At 44.6% G+C, this 14,727-nt stretch carries 14 protein-coding genes; 10 read left to right on the top strand and 4 right to left on the bottom strand.

Annotation, left to right across the window (positions count from 1 at the left end; genetic code table 11):
* Positions 1–163 precede the first annotated feature (163 nt).
* The 7 genes from TW84_RS19360 (at position 164) to TW84_RS19330 (ending at position 7,045) form a co-directional block, all read left to right on the top strand.
* The gene (locus tag TW84_RS19360; protein ID WP_157634071.1) at positions 164–1,174 is read left to right on the top strand and encodes a putative 2-aminoethylphosphonate ABC transporter substrate-binding protein; all 1,011 of its coding nucleotides are present in this window, start codon (positions 164–166) and stop codon (positions 1,172–1,174) included.
* Positions 1,175–1,294: 120 nt separating this feature from the next.
* Positions 1,295–1,702: a GNAT family N-acetyltransferase gene (locus TW84_RS19355; protein WP_045977326.1), complete on the top strand. Its 408-nt coding sequence runs from the start codon at positions 1,295–1,297 to the stop codon at positions 1,700–1,702.
* A gap of 127 nt (positions 1,703–1,829) precedes the next feature.
* On the top strand, positions 1,830–2,942 hold the full coding sequence (locus TW84_RS19350; protein WP_045977269.1) for a putative 2-aminoethylphosphonate ABC transporter ATP-binding protein: 1,113 nt from the start codon (positions 1,830–1,832) through the stop codon (positions 2,940–2,942).
* A gap of 25 nt (positions 2,943–2,967) precedes the next feature.
* Positions 2,968–4,680 (top strand): putative 2-aminoethylphosphonate ABC transporter permease subunit, encoded by a 1,713-nt coding sequence (locus TW84_RS19345; protein ID WP_420806558.1) that lies wholly within the window; start codon positions 2,968–2,970, stop codon positions 4,678–4,680.
* A 9-nt stretch (positions 4,681–4,689) separates the two neighbouring features.
* Entirely contained in the window at positions 4,690–5,394 is a 705-nt protein-coding gene (gene phnR, locus TW84_RS19340; RefSeq protein WP_045977267.1) for a phosphonate utilization transcriptional regulator PhnR, read from the top strand.
* A 50-nt stretch (positions 5,395–5,444) separates the two neighbouring features.
* Positions 5,445–6,347, top strand: a complete 903-nt coding sequence (locus TW84_RS19335) for an EamA family transporter (RefSeq protein WP_045977266.1) — start codon at positions 5,445–5,447, stop codon at positions 6,345–6,347.
* A gap of 347 nt (positions 6,348–6,694) precedes the next feature.
* Complete coding sequence (locus TW84_RS19330; protein ID WP_045977265.1) at positions 6,695–7,045, top strand: DUF3316 domain-containing protein; 351 nt, start codon at positions 6,695–6,697, stop codon at positions 7,043–7,045.
* 75 nt (positions 7,046–7,120) lie between these two features.
* On the opposite strand, the gene TW84_RS19325 is transcribed toward TW84_RS19330, so the two are convergent.
* Positions 7,121–8,596 (bottom strand): peptide MFS transporter, encoded by a 1,476-nt coding sequence (locus TW84_RS19325; protein ID WP_045977264.1) that lies wholly within the window; start codon positions 8,594–8,596, stop codon positions 7,121–7,123.
* 281 nt (positions 8,597–8,877) lie between these two features.
* Here TW84_RS19325 and TW84_RS19320 point away from each other — a divergent pair, with 281 nt between their 5' ends.
* Complete coding sequence (locus TW84_RS19320) at positions 8,878–10,002, top strand: M14 family metallopeptidase (protein ID WP_045977263.1); 1,125 nt, start codon at positions 8,878–8,880, stop codon at positions 10,000–10,002.
* A 79-nt stretch (positions 10,003–10,081) separates the two neighbouring features.
* Here TW84_RS19320 and TW84_RS19315 read toward each other — a convergent pair whose 3' ends face one another.
* The gene (locus tag TW84_RS19315; RefSeq protein ID WP_045977262.1) at positions 10,082–11,452 is read right to left on the bottom strand and encodes an L-serine ammonia-lyase; all 1,371 of its coding nucleotides are present in this window, start codon (positions 11,450–11,452) and stop codon (positions 10,082–10,084) included.
* A gap of 148 nt (positions 11,453–11,600) precedes the next feature.
* On the opposite strand from TW84_RS19315, the gene TW84_RS19310 reads away from it, so the two are divergent.
* On the top strand, positions 11,601–12,452 hold the full coding sequence (locus TW84_RS19310; RefSeq protein WP_045977261.1) for a YdcF family protein: 852 nt from the start codon (positions 11,601–11,603) through the stop codon (positions 12,450–12,452).
* On the opposite strand, the gene TW84_RS19305 is transcribed toward TW84_RS19310, so the two are convergent.
* Positions 12,433–13,098: a hypothetical protein gene (locus TW84_RS19305; protein WP_045977260.1), complete on the bottom strand. Its 666-nt coding sequence runs from the start codon at positions 13,096–13,098 to the stop codon at positions 12,433–12,435. The two genes, TW84_RS19310 and TW84_RS19305, sit on opposite strands and share 20 nt — an antisense overlap.
* Before the next feature lie 223 nt (positions 13,099–13,321).
* A complete protein-coding gene (locus TW84_RS19300; protein WP_045977259.1) occupies positions 13,322–13,579 on the bottom strand; it encodes a putative hemolysin in 258 nt (85 codons plus the stop codon).
* Positions 13,580–13,779: 200 nt separating this feature from the next.
* On the opposite strand from TW84_RS19300, the gene TW84_RS19295 reads away from it, so the two are divergent.
* The gene (locus TW84_RS19295; RefSeq protein WP_045977258.1) at positions 13,780–14,712 is read left to right on the top strand and encodes a DHH family phosphoesterase; all 933 of its coding nucleotides are present in this window, start codon (positions 13,780–13,782) and stop codon (positions 14,710–14,712) included.
* Positions 14,713–14,727 lie beyond the last annotated feature (15 nt).

Raw genomic sequence — 14,727 nt, 5'->3', positions numbered from 1 at the left:
TAACCAAACTTTTGACGAGGTTTCTAAAAAGTGCCATCGATTGTTCATAGGATCGTCACAATGCCATTTTAGGGTGTATATCACCAATTGGTACAGACCAATTGACTTTTGCGATGAGAGTGCATGTCAATCGGTTTCCAACAAATCGTCTTAATTGGAGAAAATGATGAACAACCGTTTGATGAAAGGATCGCTGGCTGCGCTTGTCTCTATGCTAGCAACGAATGCAATGGCGTCTCAGGAAGTAACGGTTTACACCGCTTTTGAAACGGACATTCTTGCAAAGTACAAGTCTGCGTTTGAGAAACAAAACCCAGACATCAAGATCAAGTGGGTCCGCGACTCTACGGGTATCATGACGGCTAAGTTGCTGGCAGAAAAAAATAATCCACGCGCAGAAGTAGTATGGGGTTTAGCGGGCTCTTCAATGGCATTATTGAAAGAGCAAGGCTTGCTTAAACCATACACGCCTAAAGGTATAGAGTTTCTGCATGCGAACCTTAACGACCCGCAATCGAATCAGGCTTGGTTTGGGAATGATGCGTTTTTCAATGCCGTTTGTTTCAATGAAGTGGTGGCGAAACAGTTTAACCTACCTAAACCTACATCATGGCAAGACCTGACAGATCCGGTTTACAAAGGTCATATTGCGATGCCAAACCCTGCGTCGTCCGGTACAGGTTACATGCAGGTTTCTGCATGGCTACAAAACATGGGTGAAGACAAAGGTTGGAACTACATGAAAGCACTGGATAAAAACATCGCACATTATACCCACTCAGGTTCTAAACCATGTGTACAAGCAGGTATGGGTGAAGTGGCGATTGGTATTTCTATGGCTAGCCGTGGTGCTAAGTTGAAGAGTCAGGGCGCACCTTTGGCTGTGATCACACCTAAAGGCATTGGCTGGGAGTCAGAAGCGGTAGGCTTAGTCAAAGAGTCCGATGCGGCCAAGCGCGTGGTTGATTGGTCTATTTCTAAAGCGGCTAACGAGTTGTACGTAGAAATGTATCCGGTTGTTGCTCATAAAGATGTCAAAGCGACCGTCTCTCACTTCCCTAATGTACAAGAGAACATGGCAGAGATGGACTTTGCTCAAATGGGTAGCAAGCGCGCAGATATCCTTGCAACCTGGTCGGCAAAATTTGACGCTAAATCAGAGCCAAAATCATAAGGCCTAGATAAACTTATTGGTTGTGGCTGAGTATTTTAGGGAGAGCATAGGCTCTCCCTTTTGCATTTTGGCTTGATCACAGGCAAATTTGTTCAAAGGTTATGCGAGGTAGAAGACATCATGGACGTTAGAAAGATCTCAGCAGAAGACACGCTTGCTTTACGGCATCGGGTACTCTGGCCAGATAAGAGTGTCGATTTTTGTCGTTTAGAAGAAGATGACGCGAGCTTACATTTTGGTGCATTTGTCGCGGGGAAGCTTGTTTGTGTCGCTTCTGTATTTGTTACCGATGATGTGGCTCGATTGAGAAAGTTTGCCACTTCTCCTGAGTATCAAGGGCAGGGGATAGGCTCAAACCTACTCAAAGTTATTATTAGTCAATTGCAGAATACGGGCGTTATCGTTTTTTGGTGTGATGCTCGTGAGAGTGCGTTATCTGTGTACAAAAGAATTGGTATGACAGAGCAAGGCGGGCGCTTTTACAAAGGTGATATCCCATATTACAAAATGTCTGTCACTTGGGATTAATCGGAGTCGGTTCTTGTGGTGAAACCATCCTGCCTTTCATGTGTTTGTCATCTTTGGTCTATAAATTTGTCATGCGTCTGAAATAAACCAGAATTAGAGTTGGTATATACCATTTGGAGAGTGTGTTATGCCAACTAACCAACCTTATCTACAGATTGAAAACGTTGTAAAGCAATTCGGACAATTCACCGCGCTTAACAATATCTCACTTGCCATTGAAAAAGGCGAATTTGTTTGTTTCCTAGGCCCGTCTGGCTGTGGTAAAACGACGCTACTGAGAGCCATTGCTGGGCTCGATCTTCCCACTTCAGGTTCAATTTCTCAACACGGTGAAGAGACGACTTTCCTGCCGCCTGAAAAGCGCGATTTTGGCATTGTATTCCAATCATATGCTCTGTTTCCTAATCTGACTGTAGAGGAAAATATTGCTATTGGCCTGAAGAACCAAGGCATGTCGACCCGCGAAGCACTAGAGAAAGTCGATGAGTGGCTGGAGATGATTGGACTTGCTACATCCGGACAGAAGTATCCAAACCAGTTATCTGGCGGTCAGCAGCAGCGTGTCGCACTTGCCCGTGCTTTAGCTCTTTCTCCGGGCTTGCTACTGCTTGATGAACCTTTATCTGCGCTGGACGCCAAAGTACGTGTTCACTTGCGTGATGAGATTTGTAAACTACAACGTAAGCTGGGTATCACCACCATTATGGTGACTCATGATCAGGATGAAGCGCTGTCAATGGCAGATCGCATTGTGGTCATGAATCACGGCGTTATTGAGCAAGTTGGCACGCCACAGGAAATCTATCAACAGCCTGCTACCCGATTTGTTGCTGAGTTTGTTGGCAGCATGAATTTTATTGGTGCTTCAGTCGCAACTGACAGTCAGCTACGTATTGCCGAGTCACTCATTCAAGCTCCTGTGCTGGAGAACCGAAATTTGGTCCGAGGTGACCGTTTTGACTTAGCAATCCGTCCAGAAAATGTTCGCTTTTCCGAACAAGTAAAGGATGCGTTGCCAATCCGTATTCGTACCTATGAGTTTTTAGGGTCGTTCTGCCGATATGAGTGTGAGTTGCAACACGACAAGCTCGCAGCTCCCATCTTTGTTGACGTTTCCGGTGAACAAGCGCAAAACATGAAGCTACGCGTTGGTGATATTCGTTATATTCAGTTTGCCGAGCGAGGAGCAAGAGCATACCCAGTGTTAAGCCCAAATGGCGACAAAGCGATTGCGGCTTAGGATGAATGCAATGGACAGTAATACAATGAATAATTCGACGCTGACTGCTCTTAAGAATCACTCTACTAGCCAGCTAAAGCGTATCAGTTGCGACAACATCGTCTTGTTTGGTTTACTTACACTTCTGTTTTCGTTGCTGGTGATTTTTATCGTCATGCCCTTATGGGCGATGTTGGCGAAAAGCGTGCAGGGCACGGAAGGTGAATTTGTTGGCTTAGCCAATTTTGCCAGCTATTTTTCACAGGCGAGCTTGTGGCAGTCTCTCGGCAATACATTGACGGTTGGCTTGCTGGTAACCGCTGTGGTTGGTGTATTGGCATTTGGTTATGCTTATGCACTGACTCGCTCTTGTATGCCGATGAAAGGCTTGTTCCATGTCTTGGGTACTGCGCCTATTCTTGCTCCTTCGCTGTTACCTGCGATCAGCTTGATTTTTTTATTTGGTAACCAGGGTGTGGCGAAAGAGATCTTGGGTGGAAATTCCGTATATGGCCTAATTGGTATTGCGCTAGGATTAATCTTTTGGACCTTTCCCCACGCGTTGATGATATTGACTACCTCGCTTCGTACATCTGATGCGCGTTTGTATGAAGCGGCTCGCGCGTTGAAAACATCGCCACTTAAAACATTCTTTATCGTAACTTTGCCTGCGGCGAAGTACGGTTTGATCAGTACCTTGATTGTTGTCTTCACTCTGGTTGTGTGTGACTTTGGTGTGCCAAAAGTTATCGGTGGAAGCTACAACGTTCTTGCCACGGATATCTTTAAGCAGGTTGTAGGGCAGCAAAACTTCTCTATGGGTGCAGTGACCAGTATTCTGTTGTTGATTCCCGCTTTGTTAGCATTCGTCGCAGACCGCTGGGTGCAGAAAAAGCAAAAGAGTCTGTTTGATACGCGTTCCGTACCCTATCAACCTGAACCGAACAAACTGCGAGATGGTGCGTGTTTCCTGTATTGCTCATTGATCTCATTAGCCGTTATTACGGTGCTGGGCATGGCGGTTTATGGTTCTCTGGTGACGTTCTGGCCTTGGAATAAAGCATTAACGCTGAACAACTATAACTTTGCCGAAATGAGCACTTATGGTTGGCAACCTTACTTCAACTCATTGTCACTGGCGACATGGACTGCCATTATTGGTACAACATTGATATTGGTCGGAGCATACTGCATCGAGAAAGGGCGCGCCTTTGCTCCTGTAAGGCAGGCTATGCAAATGTTAAGTGTGGTACCCATGGCAGTGCCGGGCATGGTGCTTGGGTTGGGCTATATATTCTACTTTAACGATGCGAACAACCCTCTGAGCTTTCTCTATGGTACGATGGCATTCTTGGTAATCAATACCGTGGTTCACTATTACACCGTCGGCCATATGACTGCCGTGACAGCGCTGAAGCAGATCCCAGCAGAAATCGAGGCGACAGCAGCTTCCGTCAAGCTACCTCAATATAAGTTGTTCTTTAAAGTCACATTACCCGTCTGCGTCCCTGCGACATTGGATATCGCTACGTATTTGTTTATTAATGCATTAACCACCACTTCTGCGGTAGTATTCATCTATTCAACTGAAACCATTCCGGCTTCTGTCTCTGTATTAAATATGGACGATGCAGGCCAAACGGGCGCGGCAGCCGCAATGGCGGTGATGATCATGATTTCAGCCTCTGTTGCCAAGCTAGTACATATGACGCTGGGGAAATGGTTAGAAAACAGAACACAGGCATGGCGCAAAAGGTAAGGACAACGAGTGCAATACGTAAAAATAAAAGATTCTATTGTTGAGCAGATTGAATCAGGGTTACTTTCACCGCGGCAAAAACTACCCGCGGAGCGTAAATTGGCAGAATCGTTTGATACCACTCGTGTGACACTACGTGAGGCGCTGTCGTTACTGGAATCAGAAGGCCGTATCTATCGCGAAGACCGACGTGGCTGGTTTATTTCCCCGCAGCCACTTAAGTATGATCCCACTCAAACGCTCAATTTTAGTAACATGGCGTTGGCACAACACCGTGTACCAAAGACCGAACTGGTTGCCGCGAAAGGTATTCTGGCAAATAAGCAGGCGGCTAGCTTGCTTGGGCTGCAACCATTCTCGGATGTGTATCAAGTCGATAGGGTCAGGTACCTAGAAGATCGCCCAGTCGTCTTTGTGACTAACTATATTCGCCCTGAGTTGTTTCCTAACCTTTTGGACTTCGATTTATCTAAATCGTTGACTGATATCTATCGTGACCATTTCGGCATGGTGTATCAGAAAATTCGCTATCGCATCAGTACCAGCAGTTTGTTGGGAGATACTGCTCAGGCGTTGAGAGCTACGTCGGGCACACCCGCTATGGTGGTCGAACGTATCAACTACAATCAGCATGGTGAACTTATTGATTGTGATATTGAATATTGGCGCCATGATGCGATCAGTATTGAATCTATCGCGGTACTCAACCACTAATCTCAATTTACTGGGCTTCTGTTTGGAAGCCCTTTTTACAAAGGTTCGCTATGTCTGTTTGGGCTATTTTTCTAGTCGTTATTTCTGCTTTTCTCCATGCAGGATGGAATTTGCTCAGTAAAAATAATAAGGCTTCTGGGCCCGCTTTCTTTCTCGCCAGCAGTTCAGCGGTAGCATTGCTGCTTACGCCCTATGTGATTTGGTACATTCATCAAGTCGGTTTAACGTCGTTTCCCAACGTCTTTTGGCAGATTTTGTTGTTCAGTGGTATTGCGCAGATGATTTACCTGTTGGGTCTGGGCTTTGCTTATAAGCATGCCGATATTGGGGTCATTTATCCGATAGCGCGGGCGCTACCTGTGCTTATGGTTGGTGCGGGTACGGTTGCTCTGGGTTATGAATTGTCAACGCTCAGTTGGATTGGCTTTTCGCTTATCACGCTTGGTTGTTTATTTGTGCCTTTAGAATCATTTAGGCAGTTTCATGTCAATGGCTACTTCAACGCGGGCGTGTGTTACGCACTGCTTGCTGCGCTAGGGACCACAGGCTATTCCATTCTAGATAAAGAGGCATTGTTGGTTTTGGAGAGTACATTTAGCCATGCGTTAAGTGACAGGAGCTCGGCGATTTTTTATCTTGGCATCCAATTTTGGTCTATTGCTGTGTGTCTCGTCGTTTACTTGTTAGTGACCAGACGATTAGAAGACTTTCAGCAAGCATGGATGATTAAAAAGCCATCCGCGTTGGCGGGTACTATGATGGCGACGACTTATGGTCTCGTTCTGTATGCGATGACAATGACAGACAACGTCAGTTATGTCGTTGCGTTAAGGCAGCTCAGTATAGTGTTTGGCATGGTGTTTGGGATTATTTGGTTATCGGAAAAGTTCTTGGTTACGCGTTTTACCGGAACCACATTGATCTTGACTGGGTTGGTTTTGACAGTTCTTTAGTTTTATTCACTGCCTAGTGGATAACACCACCTCGGACAACAATTTCCTCTTTGTACTATGATAATTATTGTTTGTTTTATTCCCAATCAGTATATAGGCCAAAAGAGTTTTTTGGTCTCTGAATAAGAATCGGAACCATAAGCCATTGAAGCAAAGTTATATTTGCCATATGCATATTACAAGCCACTAAGGCCCTGATTTTTTGGCGACAAAAAGACGTTTTCTTTTTCAAATTTATTGAACAACAAGTGCAATATTTTCTAAGCCCTTTTGGTCTTCTGCTACGTACCATTTAGGTATTCGAGTCAAGTGAAGAGCTCGAGTTTAAGGTAACTAAGGAGTCAGTTATGAAAAAATTAGTAAGTATTGCCACCATCCTAATGATCACCTCTACTGCCGCGGTCGCTGGTGGATACCGCATGTACTCTGATACAAAAACAGTAAACGGTGAGTCTGCAACCTCGAAAGAGGCAGCCTACGCTCAAGGTCAAGATATCATCAATGACATTGACTCGATGTCTTCTAGAGAGCTGACCCGTCACTTGAGCTTAAAGTTGTGGCACCCAGAAGTGACACGTTCGCTAGAAATTAAAGATTCGACAGTAACTCTGACTGAGAAGATGGGGCCTGACGGTCAGATTACCTACCAACCTGTTGTACATGTAGACTACAACTACCGAGCGTTCGATAGAGATTAATTGCCTAAAATTATTTCGCTAGCAACTAACCCAAAGCCCCGGATTTTAACCGGGGCTTTCTGTTTCTTGTATCGGTTAGTTTTCTGCTTCAACCAACTCAGGTTGCTCATCTGCACGAGCCGCGTCTAGCATCTTGCGAATGATAACCGATGCAACTAGAGCAATGGCTACCATTGCAACGGCGAGTACGGTCAGCAATTGGAAGTAATCGCCGTAAACATTCTGTACGATCTCTTGCGTGATTTGTTGGCCTTTTTCAAGCGCGATTGAGGTTGAGAATACCGCGCCCACGATACCACTCAGTGCTATCGCCACTGAGAAGAGTGACACAGAGAAACCTTCAATGTGTTTTGGCGCTACTGAAAGGATAAAGGCTACGACTAAGCTACCAACAATAACTTCGGCAAATGCTTGGAAGAAGTGAATCGCTAAGAAGACTTCAGGACGAATCACAACGTCTTCACCCACATTCATTACTGCTATTGTCAGAATACCAAAAGCGATAGCGGTGAAAATAAACGCAAAGCCTATCTTTGTCGCCGTGGAAAAGTTGATGCCTTTTCTCTCTAGAGAAGAAAACGTCATGGCAATCACGGGTCCAGCAACAATACACCAAAGTGGGTTCATTGCCATCGAAGCTTCTGGAGCTATAGGGATTATGTTGAACAGGTCACCACGCATGGTGTTGATGGTCACTATGGTCATTGAAGTCATCATTTGACCGTAGTACACGAAGAAGCAAGTCGTGAGTACAGTCATGATAAGGATTGTGCCCATTTTCAATGCATCTGACTTGCCTGACTTGATCATCAATGTGAAGAAATACAAGATAGCCGCAGCACCGATGGCATAGACAATGTTCTGGCCAATATCCATATTGGAGAACATGAAGAACACTAAGCCAACCATCGCTGCTGAAAGGGCAAAGAAGGATAACCAGTTTTTCAGGCTCACTGAGTTCTTGTCGATATCTTCACCAACGTTAACCAAGGGTTTGCTGAAGATCACCAGAGTGACAAAAGCGAGACCAGCCATTACCGCAGATACCATAAAACTGCCATGGAAGCCGATGGCAAGAACCAACATTGGGAATAGGTATTGACCGAGAAGTGCACCGACGTTATTCACTGAGTAGTTAACGGGATAGCCGTTTTCAAAGTCCTCTTCAGTGGAGAAAGTACGTTTGTAAAGGCTTGGGTAAGAGGGAGACATCAAACCACGAGCGTAACTCGCCAGTGCGATACCGACAAGGCTCATTGGTATATTTGTTGTTGATGCGCCGAGTACAAGTAGCGCGTAGCCAGTACTAAAAGTGCCGTAAGCAATGGTGAGTGAGCGGTAGGCACCAAGGAATTTATCTGCTATGAATCCACCCGCGATAGCGAACAGTGGGCCTATAGAAGAAAAAGCTCCGACAACCATCATAGTGTCTGCCTCACTATATCCCAGATCTTCTAAAAAGAAACGGGTCAGGATCACCATGACACCATAGAATGATAAACCAAACATTGCTTGGCAGAACATCATTGATTTATTGAGATTATTCCACATAATAGCCTCATATTTAGAGTTTGATATAGAATTAAAATCTGATAATAGTATTAATTGCCGAGTGTTATAAACTGATGCCATTATCTCAGATCAGATTACGGATGTACGAGTTTTTGCAAAAAACGCAGAACTATTTACATATAAATTGATCCAAATCGTTTGCGTTGTAACACATCGTCTAGTGAGGCTTTTAAGCAGGTGTATGGATTGTCATTTTTGTGCCCAAGCCAGTGTGTTAGTCTCTAGGTAAAGTCGTTGTTATTGATAAGGAAAGTAGTTCAATGAAGATCTTCAGCAATTTCGAAAGTGGTAATATTGAAGTCGTTAATGCCGATAATAAAGAGGCAATTCAACTAAAGATCCCGAATGACAATCAGTCTGAGTTTTATCAGTGGTTCCACTTTCGACTGGAGACAGAAGCGGAGCAATCACACTCAATCCAGATCGTTGACCTCAAAAATTCTGCATATCCAGAGGGTTGGAAGGATTATGACGTGGTAGCGTCTTATGACCGAGAAGAGTGGTTTCGAGTCCCTGCCGAATTTGACGGAGATACACTGAGTTTTACTGTGATCCCAGAACATGGCTCAATCTATTTTGCGTATTTTGCGCCATACAGCTATGACCGACACCAAGATCTATTGCATGCAGCGCAAAGCGTTCATCACTGTACACTAGAAACTCTTGGGCATACCCTTGATGGCAATGACATGAGCTTGCTGACTTTTGGTGAACCTGAAGAAGGTAAGAAGAAAATCTGGGTCATCGCGAGACAGCACCCCGGTGAAACCATGGCTGAATGGTTTATGGAAGGGCTGATTCAGCGTTTGATGGATGATGAAGACACTGGTGCACGTGCTTTGCTCGACAAAGCGGTACTTTATGTTGTGCCGAACATGAACCCAGATGGCAGTATCCGCGGGCACCTGCGTTGCAACTCGGTGGGGGTGAACCTCAATCGTGAATGGCAATCTCCAAGCATGGAGAAAAGTCCAGAAGTCTCCTTGGTAAGAGAGAAGATGCTTGAAACTGGTGTGGACATGTTTCTTGATATTCACGGTGATGAAGCCATTCCTTACAACTTTGTTGCCGGTTCAGAAGGCATTCCTTCTTATGATCAGCGCTTGGCTTCACTTGAAACTGCATTCAAACAGGCACTGCATACCGTGACGCCAGAATTCCAAGATGAGTTTGGCTATGACAAAGATGAACCGGGCAAAGCTAACCTGACAGTCGGTTCAAATTGGGTCGCGGAGCAATTCAAGTGCTTGTCTTACACCATCGAAATGCCGTTTAAAGATAATAACGATTATCCTGACCCACTTTATGGTTGGTCGCCAGAAAGAAGTCTTAAATTTGGTGCAGACACCTTATCCGCTGCACTGGCAGTCGCAGATAAGATCTAGCCTTACTTGAACTGAGAAAAAGCGCAGAAACAGTTGCGCTTTTTTTTTGTGTTGGTTTTGCTATTGGTAGCCGCTTGTACTATTCGCAGGGCGGTGCCATGTGAATGACCGCTAAACCACCAAGGGATGTTTCGCGGTATTTTTTGTTCATATCTTTGCCTGTTTGATACATGGTCGCGATTACTTTATCCAAAGAAATTAGACACTTGCTGGTTCTTTTCAGCGCCATGCGCGAAGCATTGATCGCTTTCATCGCCCCCATGGCATTGCGCTCGATACATGGGACTTGGACTAGGCCACCAATTGGGTCACACGTCATACCCAACGAATGTTCCATAGCAATCTCTGCGGCAATACAGATCTGTTCATTACTGCCACCTCTCAGTGCGGTCAAACCTGCTGCAGCCATGGATGATGAAACGCCAACTTCTCCCTGACAGCCGACTTCAGCGCCTGAAATTGAGGCATTCGTCTTGTATAAGATGCCAATAGCGCCAGCCACCGCTAAGAAATCTTTGATTTGTTTGAGGTCTAACTCTTTAATAAATCGATGATAGTACATCAGTACAGCGGGTATAACGCCTGCTGCGCCATTGGTGGGAGAGGTAACAACTTGACCTCCTGCTGCATTTTCTTCACTGACCGCAAATGCAAATAAGTTAATCCAGTCCATGATCTCCATTGGATCGTTTTCAATCGCTTCGTTTGCTTCCAGCTTTTTCAGCAAATTGGGAGCACGTCGCGTGACATTTAAGCCTCCTTCCAACACGCCTTCTTTTTCGAAGCCACGTTGCATACAAAGGGACATCACTTTCCAGATCTGTTCGGCCTTACTGTCAATCTCATCACTGTCAAAGAAACACACTTCGTTTTGCAGAATCATGCCACCAAGACTAAACCCGTGCTCTTCTGCCATACTGAGCATTTCGTCTGCAGAGGTGAACGGATATGGGACTTTGACTGGTTGATCACTGCTTCCATTTTCTAGCTCAGCCGCCGTGGCGATGAAACCACCGCCGATAGAGTAGTAGGTTTCAAATGCGAGCTGTGCGCCAAAGGAGTCGTACGCAGTGATGGTCATGCCATTTTCATGCAAAGGCAGGTTGTCGCTATGGAATATAATGTCGTTTTCATAGTGAAACGTTAGGGTATGGGCACCTGCTAGTAACAGAGACCCATGGTCTAACGTATGCTGTAAAGCTTGCTTGGCACTGGTAATTTTAATCGTATCAGGCCGATTGCCCATCAGCCCGAGAATGACAGCGCGATCCGTATGATGTCCTATACCTGTTAAGGATAAAGAGCCATACAGATCAACCTGTATCCGATGTACCTTGGATATCGACTCGTTTAGTAGACGTGTAAAATGGTGGCCAGCCAGCATTGGCCCGTTGGTGTGGGAACTGGATGGTCCAACCCCAACTTTAAAAATATCAAAAATCGACAGCATAGACTTACTTCCTGTTGATGTGGCCTGTTAGTCAGACTCTATTTAAATATAGTTAACAAAACATTAACCTGGCTAAAGCTATCTGCAAAGGTGATATTTGTACAGAACTTAAGCAAATCAGTATGAGTAATTGAGAGGTGAGTAAATAGTGGGCGTTCGTAATGTGATTATTGTTCTTGGTAAACGACTGGTTGGCAATGCTCTGACCGCTGAAGGGAAATCGCGTGTTGAAGCTTTGCCAAAGTTACTCAGTTCTTATGATCTGAATGAAACGGTGTTGTTGTTTTGTGGTGGCGTGACACCAGGTCAAACCAAGTCTGAAGCAATGGCAATGAGAGACTACTTTAAACAATTACCGTCAGCGAAGAAGTTGCATGACTCAAATATTATCCTAGAAAGCGAATCACAGAATACGGTACAAAACATCCACAATGCCGCTTTGAAGTTAAAGCAACTCGGCTTAGCAGATCAACGTGTTGATGTGACACTCGTGTCCAATGATTACCATCTCAAGCGTATTTTTGAAATCCAGTCACTGATGAATGAACAGGGCTTGTTGCGTACCCTTACACAGCATTGTGCAAATTCTGGATTAAATCTGCATATTGACCAAGACATAGATCAGCATTGCAGTGTTATGTATCCGCATCAAGGTTTGTATGCTCAAGCGTTCTTATTGGTAGATGAGTTGACAACGTATCGAGTTTATTTAGAAGGGGTGGTGAACAGAGCATTTGACAGGCCGTTAGATGATGTCAGGTGTTTACTCGAAAAGTTGGCTCTGCATGCTTTGTCATTACTGGAAGTGTTAAATCTTCCTGTAGAAATACAGGATAAGTTACAGTCCATGAAAGAGGTTGTTCTCACAACAACCTCAGAATTCGACTGTCACGCAATAGAATCGCGGTTGAGGTACTTCCACCAAACGTTGACGTGGCTAAATAGGCAGCTTGATCCAGAAAATCAGCCAAACTGTAGCGTTAACCAACTCTCATGCTAATGCGAGTTTTCACAGCGGCGAGCGCAATGAGGCAGTAACAAAGTAGCTCCATACTTTCCTCGGACACGTTCTTAACTTCTCGAATATAGTGCTCGCCCATGACTGAGTGCCAGAAATGTCCCATGCCGTACAGACGAGAAAAGACGATCAGTAAAACGACGCTGCCAATCAAGAAATTCATGTCACGAGCGTTTAAAATCGTTGCCATTTCGTTGACAGTATTCTTACCTCCTCGATAAGCATAAATACACGCAACAGCAGTGACAGCTGATGCTGGAAGTACCCAAGCACCGTGGAAAATCATGTCAAACCAGCTATCCATTTCGCGTATCGCTAATACAGTGAAAAAGCCACTAATTAAGGCAGCAGCATGAGTTATGTCTTTTCGCTCTCGCATCAGGCTGTAAAAGGCCCAGACTGAAATCACCAGCATCAGCAGTTGTAATGACTCCGTAATGGAGGCTTCACCAAGTCCGGCGTTTAGGTAGCTGAAATCAGCGCGAATCGATAAGTTAACCAAAATGCTGATTGCTATGATAATGAGCGCATTCAGTGCTGATTTATAGATGATTTTTTTGGATTGAAGCGAAATAGATTCGGAGGTAGTTGCTCGTTCCTCGTGCAGTGAGGGAGTTTTGTGCTTCATAATGACATCCAGTGTAGAACGGTATAAATGTGATGTGCGACACATTCTATTGCTCACTTTTACGGTTTTGTCAGGGAAATGTCATAAATAAAACACTGTTCATTAGTTGCATATTGTTACAGATTGAATCGATTGGTAAAGGAATTATGGGCTGAATTGTCCCGAGACCACTCGAGTAGATGCTTCAAGTGGCTGGGGTGATTAATCACGGTATGTCTGAGTATTAGCTATCTGAAGATTTTTGGTGTTGGCGATAGTATTCCCACTCCTCGATTCGGTTGTCCGAAGAAAGGACACAGTAGGTAACACGTTTTTCATTTTCGCTCACGGTTTCTAGTTTCCCACCTTGCTTGGCGCAGAAGACTGATGCTGGATTGGCAATCGATGTATAGCCTTTTACCTCATATTCATCAGGTTCATTGGCGCAGCCTGCAAGCAGTAGGGCAGATGCTGATATCAAAGCCCAGATTGTTGTCTTCATTCTTGTCCTCTCTTTAGTTAAATCAATTGCATATGAAGTATAGAAGAGTAGGTAAAAAGCATTGCCTTAAGTTTGTTAAAAGATCGAAGCTGTCTAAAATTAAACATAGACCAATGGCACTTATCGATAAAAAGGAGTGAAACATAAGTGCGGTTGATTGTGATGAAGTGCATTGTGCTGTTAAAGATAAGGATTTTAAGATGTCGGAACAGAAACATCGTTTAGTGACACGAAGTGATTTTGACGGCTTGGTATGTGCCGTGCTTCTTAAGCAACTTGATCTCATTGATGACATCAAGTTTGTCCATCCCAAAGATATGCAAGATGGTATTATAGAAATTACGGCGCGCGATATTGTTACCAATCTTCCGTATGTTAAACAGGCTCATCTTGTGTTTGACCACCACCTATCAGAAATGATTCGAAATTCTGGGGAGAGGCCAAATCATATTATCGATCCCAATGCGCCTTCTGCCGCGAGAGTGGTATGGGAGTATTATGGCGGCGAAAAAACGTTCCCTGTTGATTGGCTCGGCATGATGGAAGCGGTTGATAAAGGCGATTCAGCGCAGTTTTCCAGAGACGAGGTGTTAGATTCCACGGGGTGGAATTTACTTAACTTCCTGATGGACGCCCGAACAGGGCTTGGACGTTTTAGAGATTTCAGAATTTCCAACTACAACTTAATGATGGACCTGATTGAATATTGCACTTCTCATTCAATCGACCAAATACTAGAACATCCCGACGTCAAAGAACGGATTGACCTGTACAAAGAGCATGAAAATTTGTTCAAAGAACAGATCCAACGCTGCGCTACTGTGCACGACAATTTGGTATTTCTGGACCTCACCGAAGAGGAAACCATCTTCGCTGGTAATCGTTTTATGATTTATGCTTTGTACCCTCAGTGCAATATTTCGATTCATAAAATGTGGGGGTTCCAGAAGCAAAATACGGTATTCGCCACCGGCAAATCGATATTTGATCGCAGTTCAAAAACCAATGTAGGAGAGTTAATGCTCAAATACGGAGGCGGTGGCCACAAGGCCGCAGGAACATGTCAAATTGACAATGACAAAGTGCAGCATGTAGAAAAAGAGCTGATTGAGGCGATAACCTCAGACGGCTAAATGGTATGAGACTAA

The organism is Vibrio neptunius (genome assembly GCF_000967495.1).
Taxonomy (GTDB): domain Bacteria; phylum Pseudomonadota; class Gammaproteobacteria; order Enterobacterales; family Vibrionaceae; genus Vibrio; species Vibrio neptunius.
Note: the sequence above shows the minus strand (reverse complement) of the source record. Positions and strands in the feature narration are given on the sequence as shown.

Bases quoted from the DNA above. Each gene is read 5' to 3' on its own strand.
- TW84_RS19325 (WP_045977264.1), bottom strand. From the start codon at position 8,596: ATGTGGAATAATCTCAATAAATCAATGATGTTCTGCCAAGCAATGTTT.
- TW84_RS19295 (WP_045977258.1), top strand. From the start codon at position 13,780: ATGTCGGAACAGAAACATCGTTTAGTGACACGAAGTGATTTTGACGGC.
- TW84_RS19355 (WP_045977326.1), top strand. From the start codon at position 1,295: ATGGACGTTAGAAAGATCTCAGCAGAAGACACGCTTGCTTTACGGCAT.
- TW84_RS19315 (WP_045977262.1), bottom strand. From the start codon at position 11,452: ATGCTGTCGATTTTTGATATTTTTAAAGTTGGGGTTGGACCATCCAGT.
- TW84_RS19360 (WP_157634071.1), top strand. From the start codon at position 164: ATGATGAACAACCGTTTGATGAAAGGATCGCTGGCTGCGCTTGTCTCT.
- TW84_RS19320 (WP_045977263.1), top strand. From the start codon at position 8,878: ATGAAGATCTTCAGCAATTTCGAAAGTGGTAATATTGAAGTCGTTAAT.
- TW84_RS19350 (WP_045977269.1), top strand. From the start codon at position 1,830: ATGCCAACTAACCAACCTTATCTACAGATTGAAAACGTTGTAAAGCAA.
- TW84_RS19330 (WP_045977265.1), top strand. From the start codon at position 6,695: ATGAAAAAATTAGTAAGTATTGCCACCATCCTAATGATCACCTCTACT.
- TW84_RS19345 (WP_420806558.1), top strand. From the start codon at position 2,968: ATGAATAATTCGACGCTGACTGCTCTTAAGAATCACTCTACTAGCCAG.
- TW84_RS19300 (WP_045977259.1), bottom strand. From the start codon at position 13,579: ATGAAGACAACAATCTGGGCTTTGATATCAGCATCTGCCCTACTGCTT.
- TW84_RS19305 (WP_045977260.1), bottom strand. From the start codon at position 13,098: ATGAAGCACAAAACTCCCTCACTGCACGAGGAACGAGCAACTACCTCC.
- TW84_RS19335 (WP_045977266.1), top strand. From the start codon at position 5,445: ATGTCTGTTTGGGCTATTTTTCTAGTCGTTATTTCTGCTTTTCTCCAT.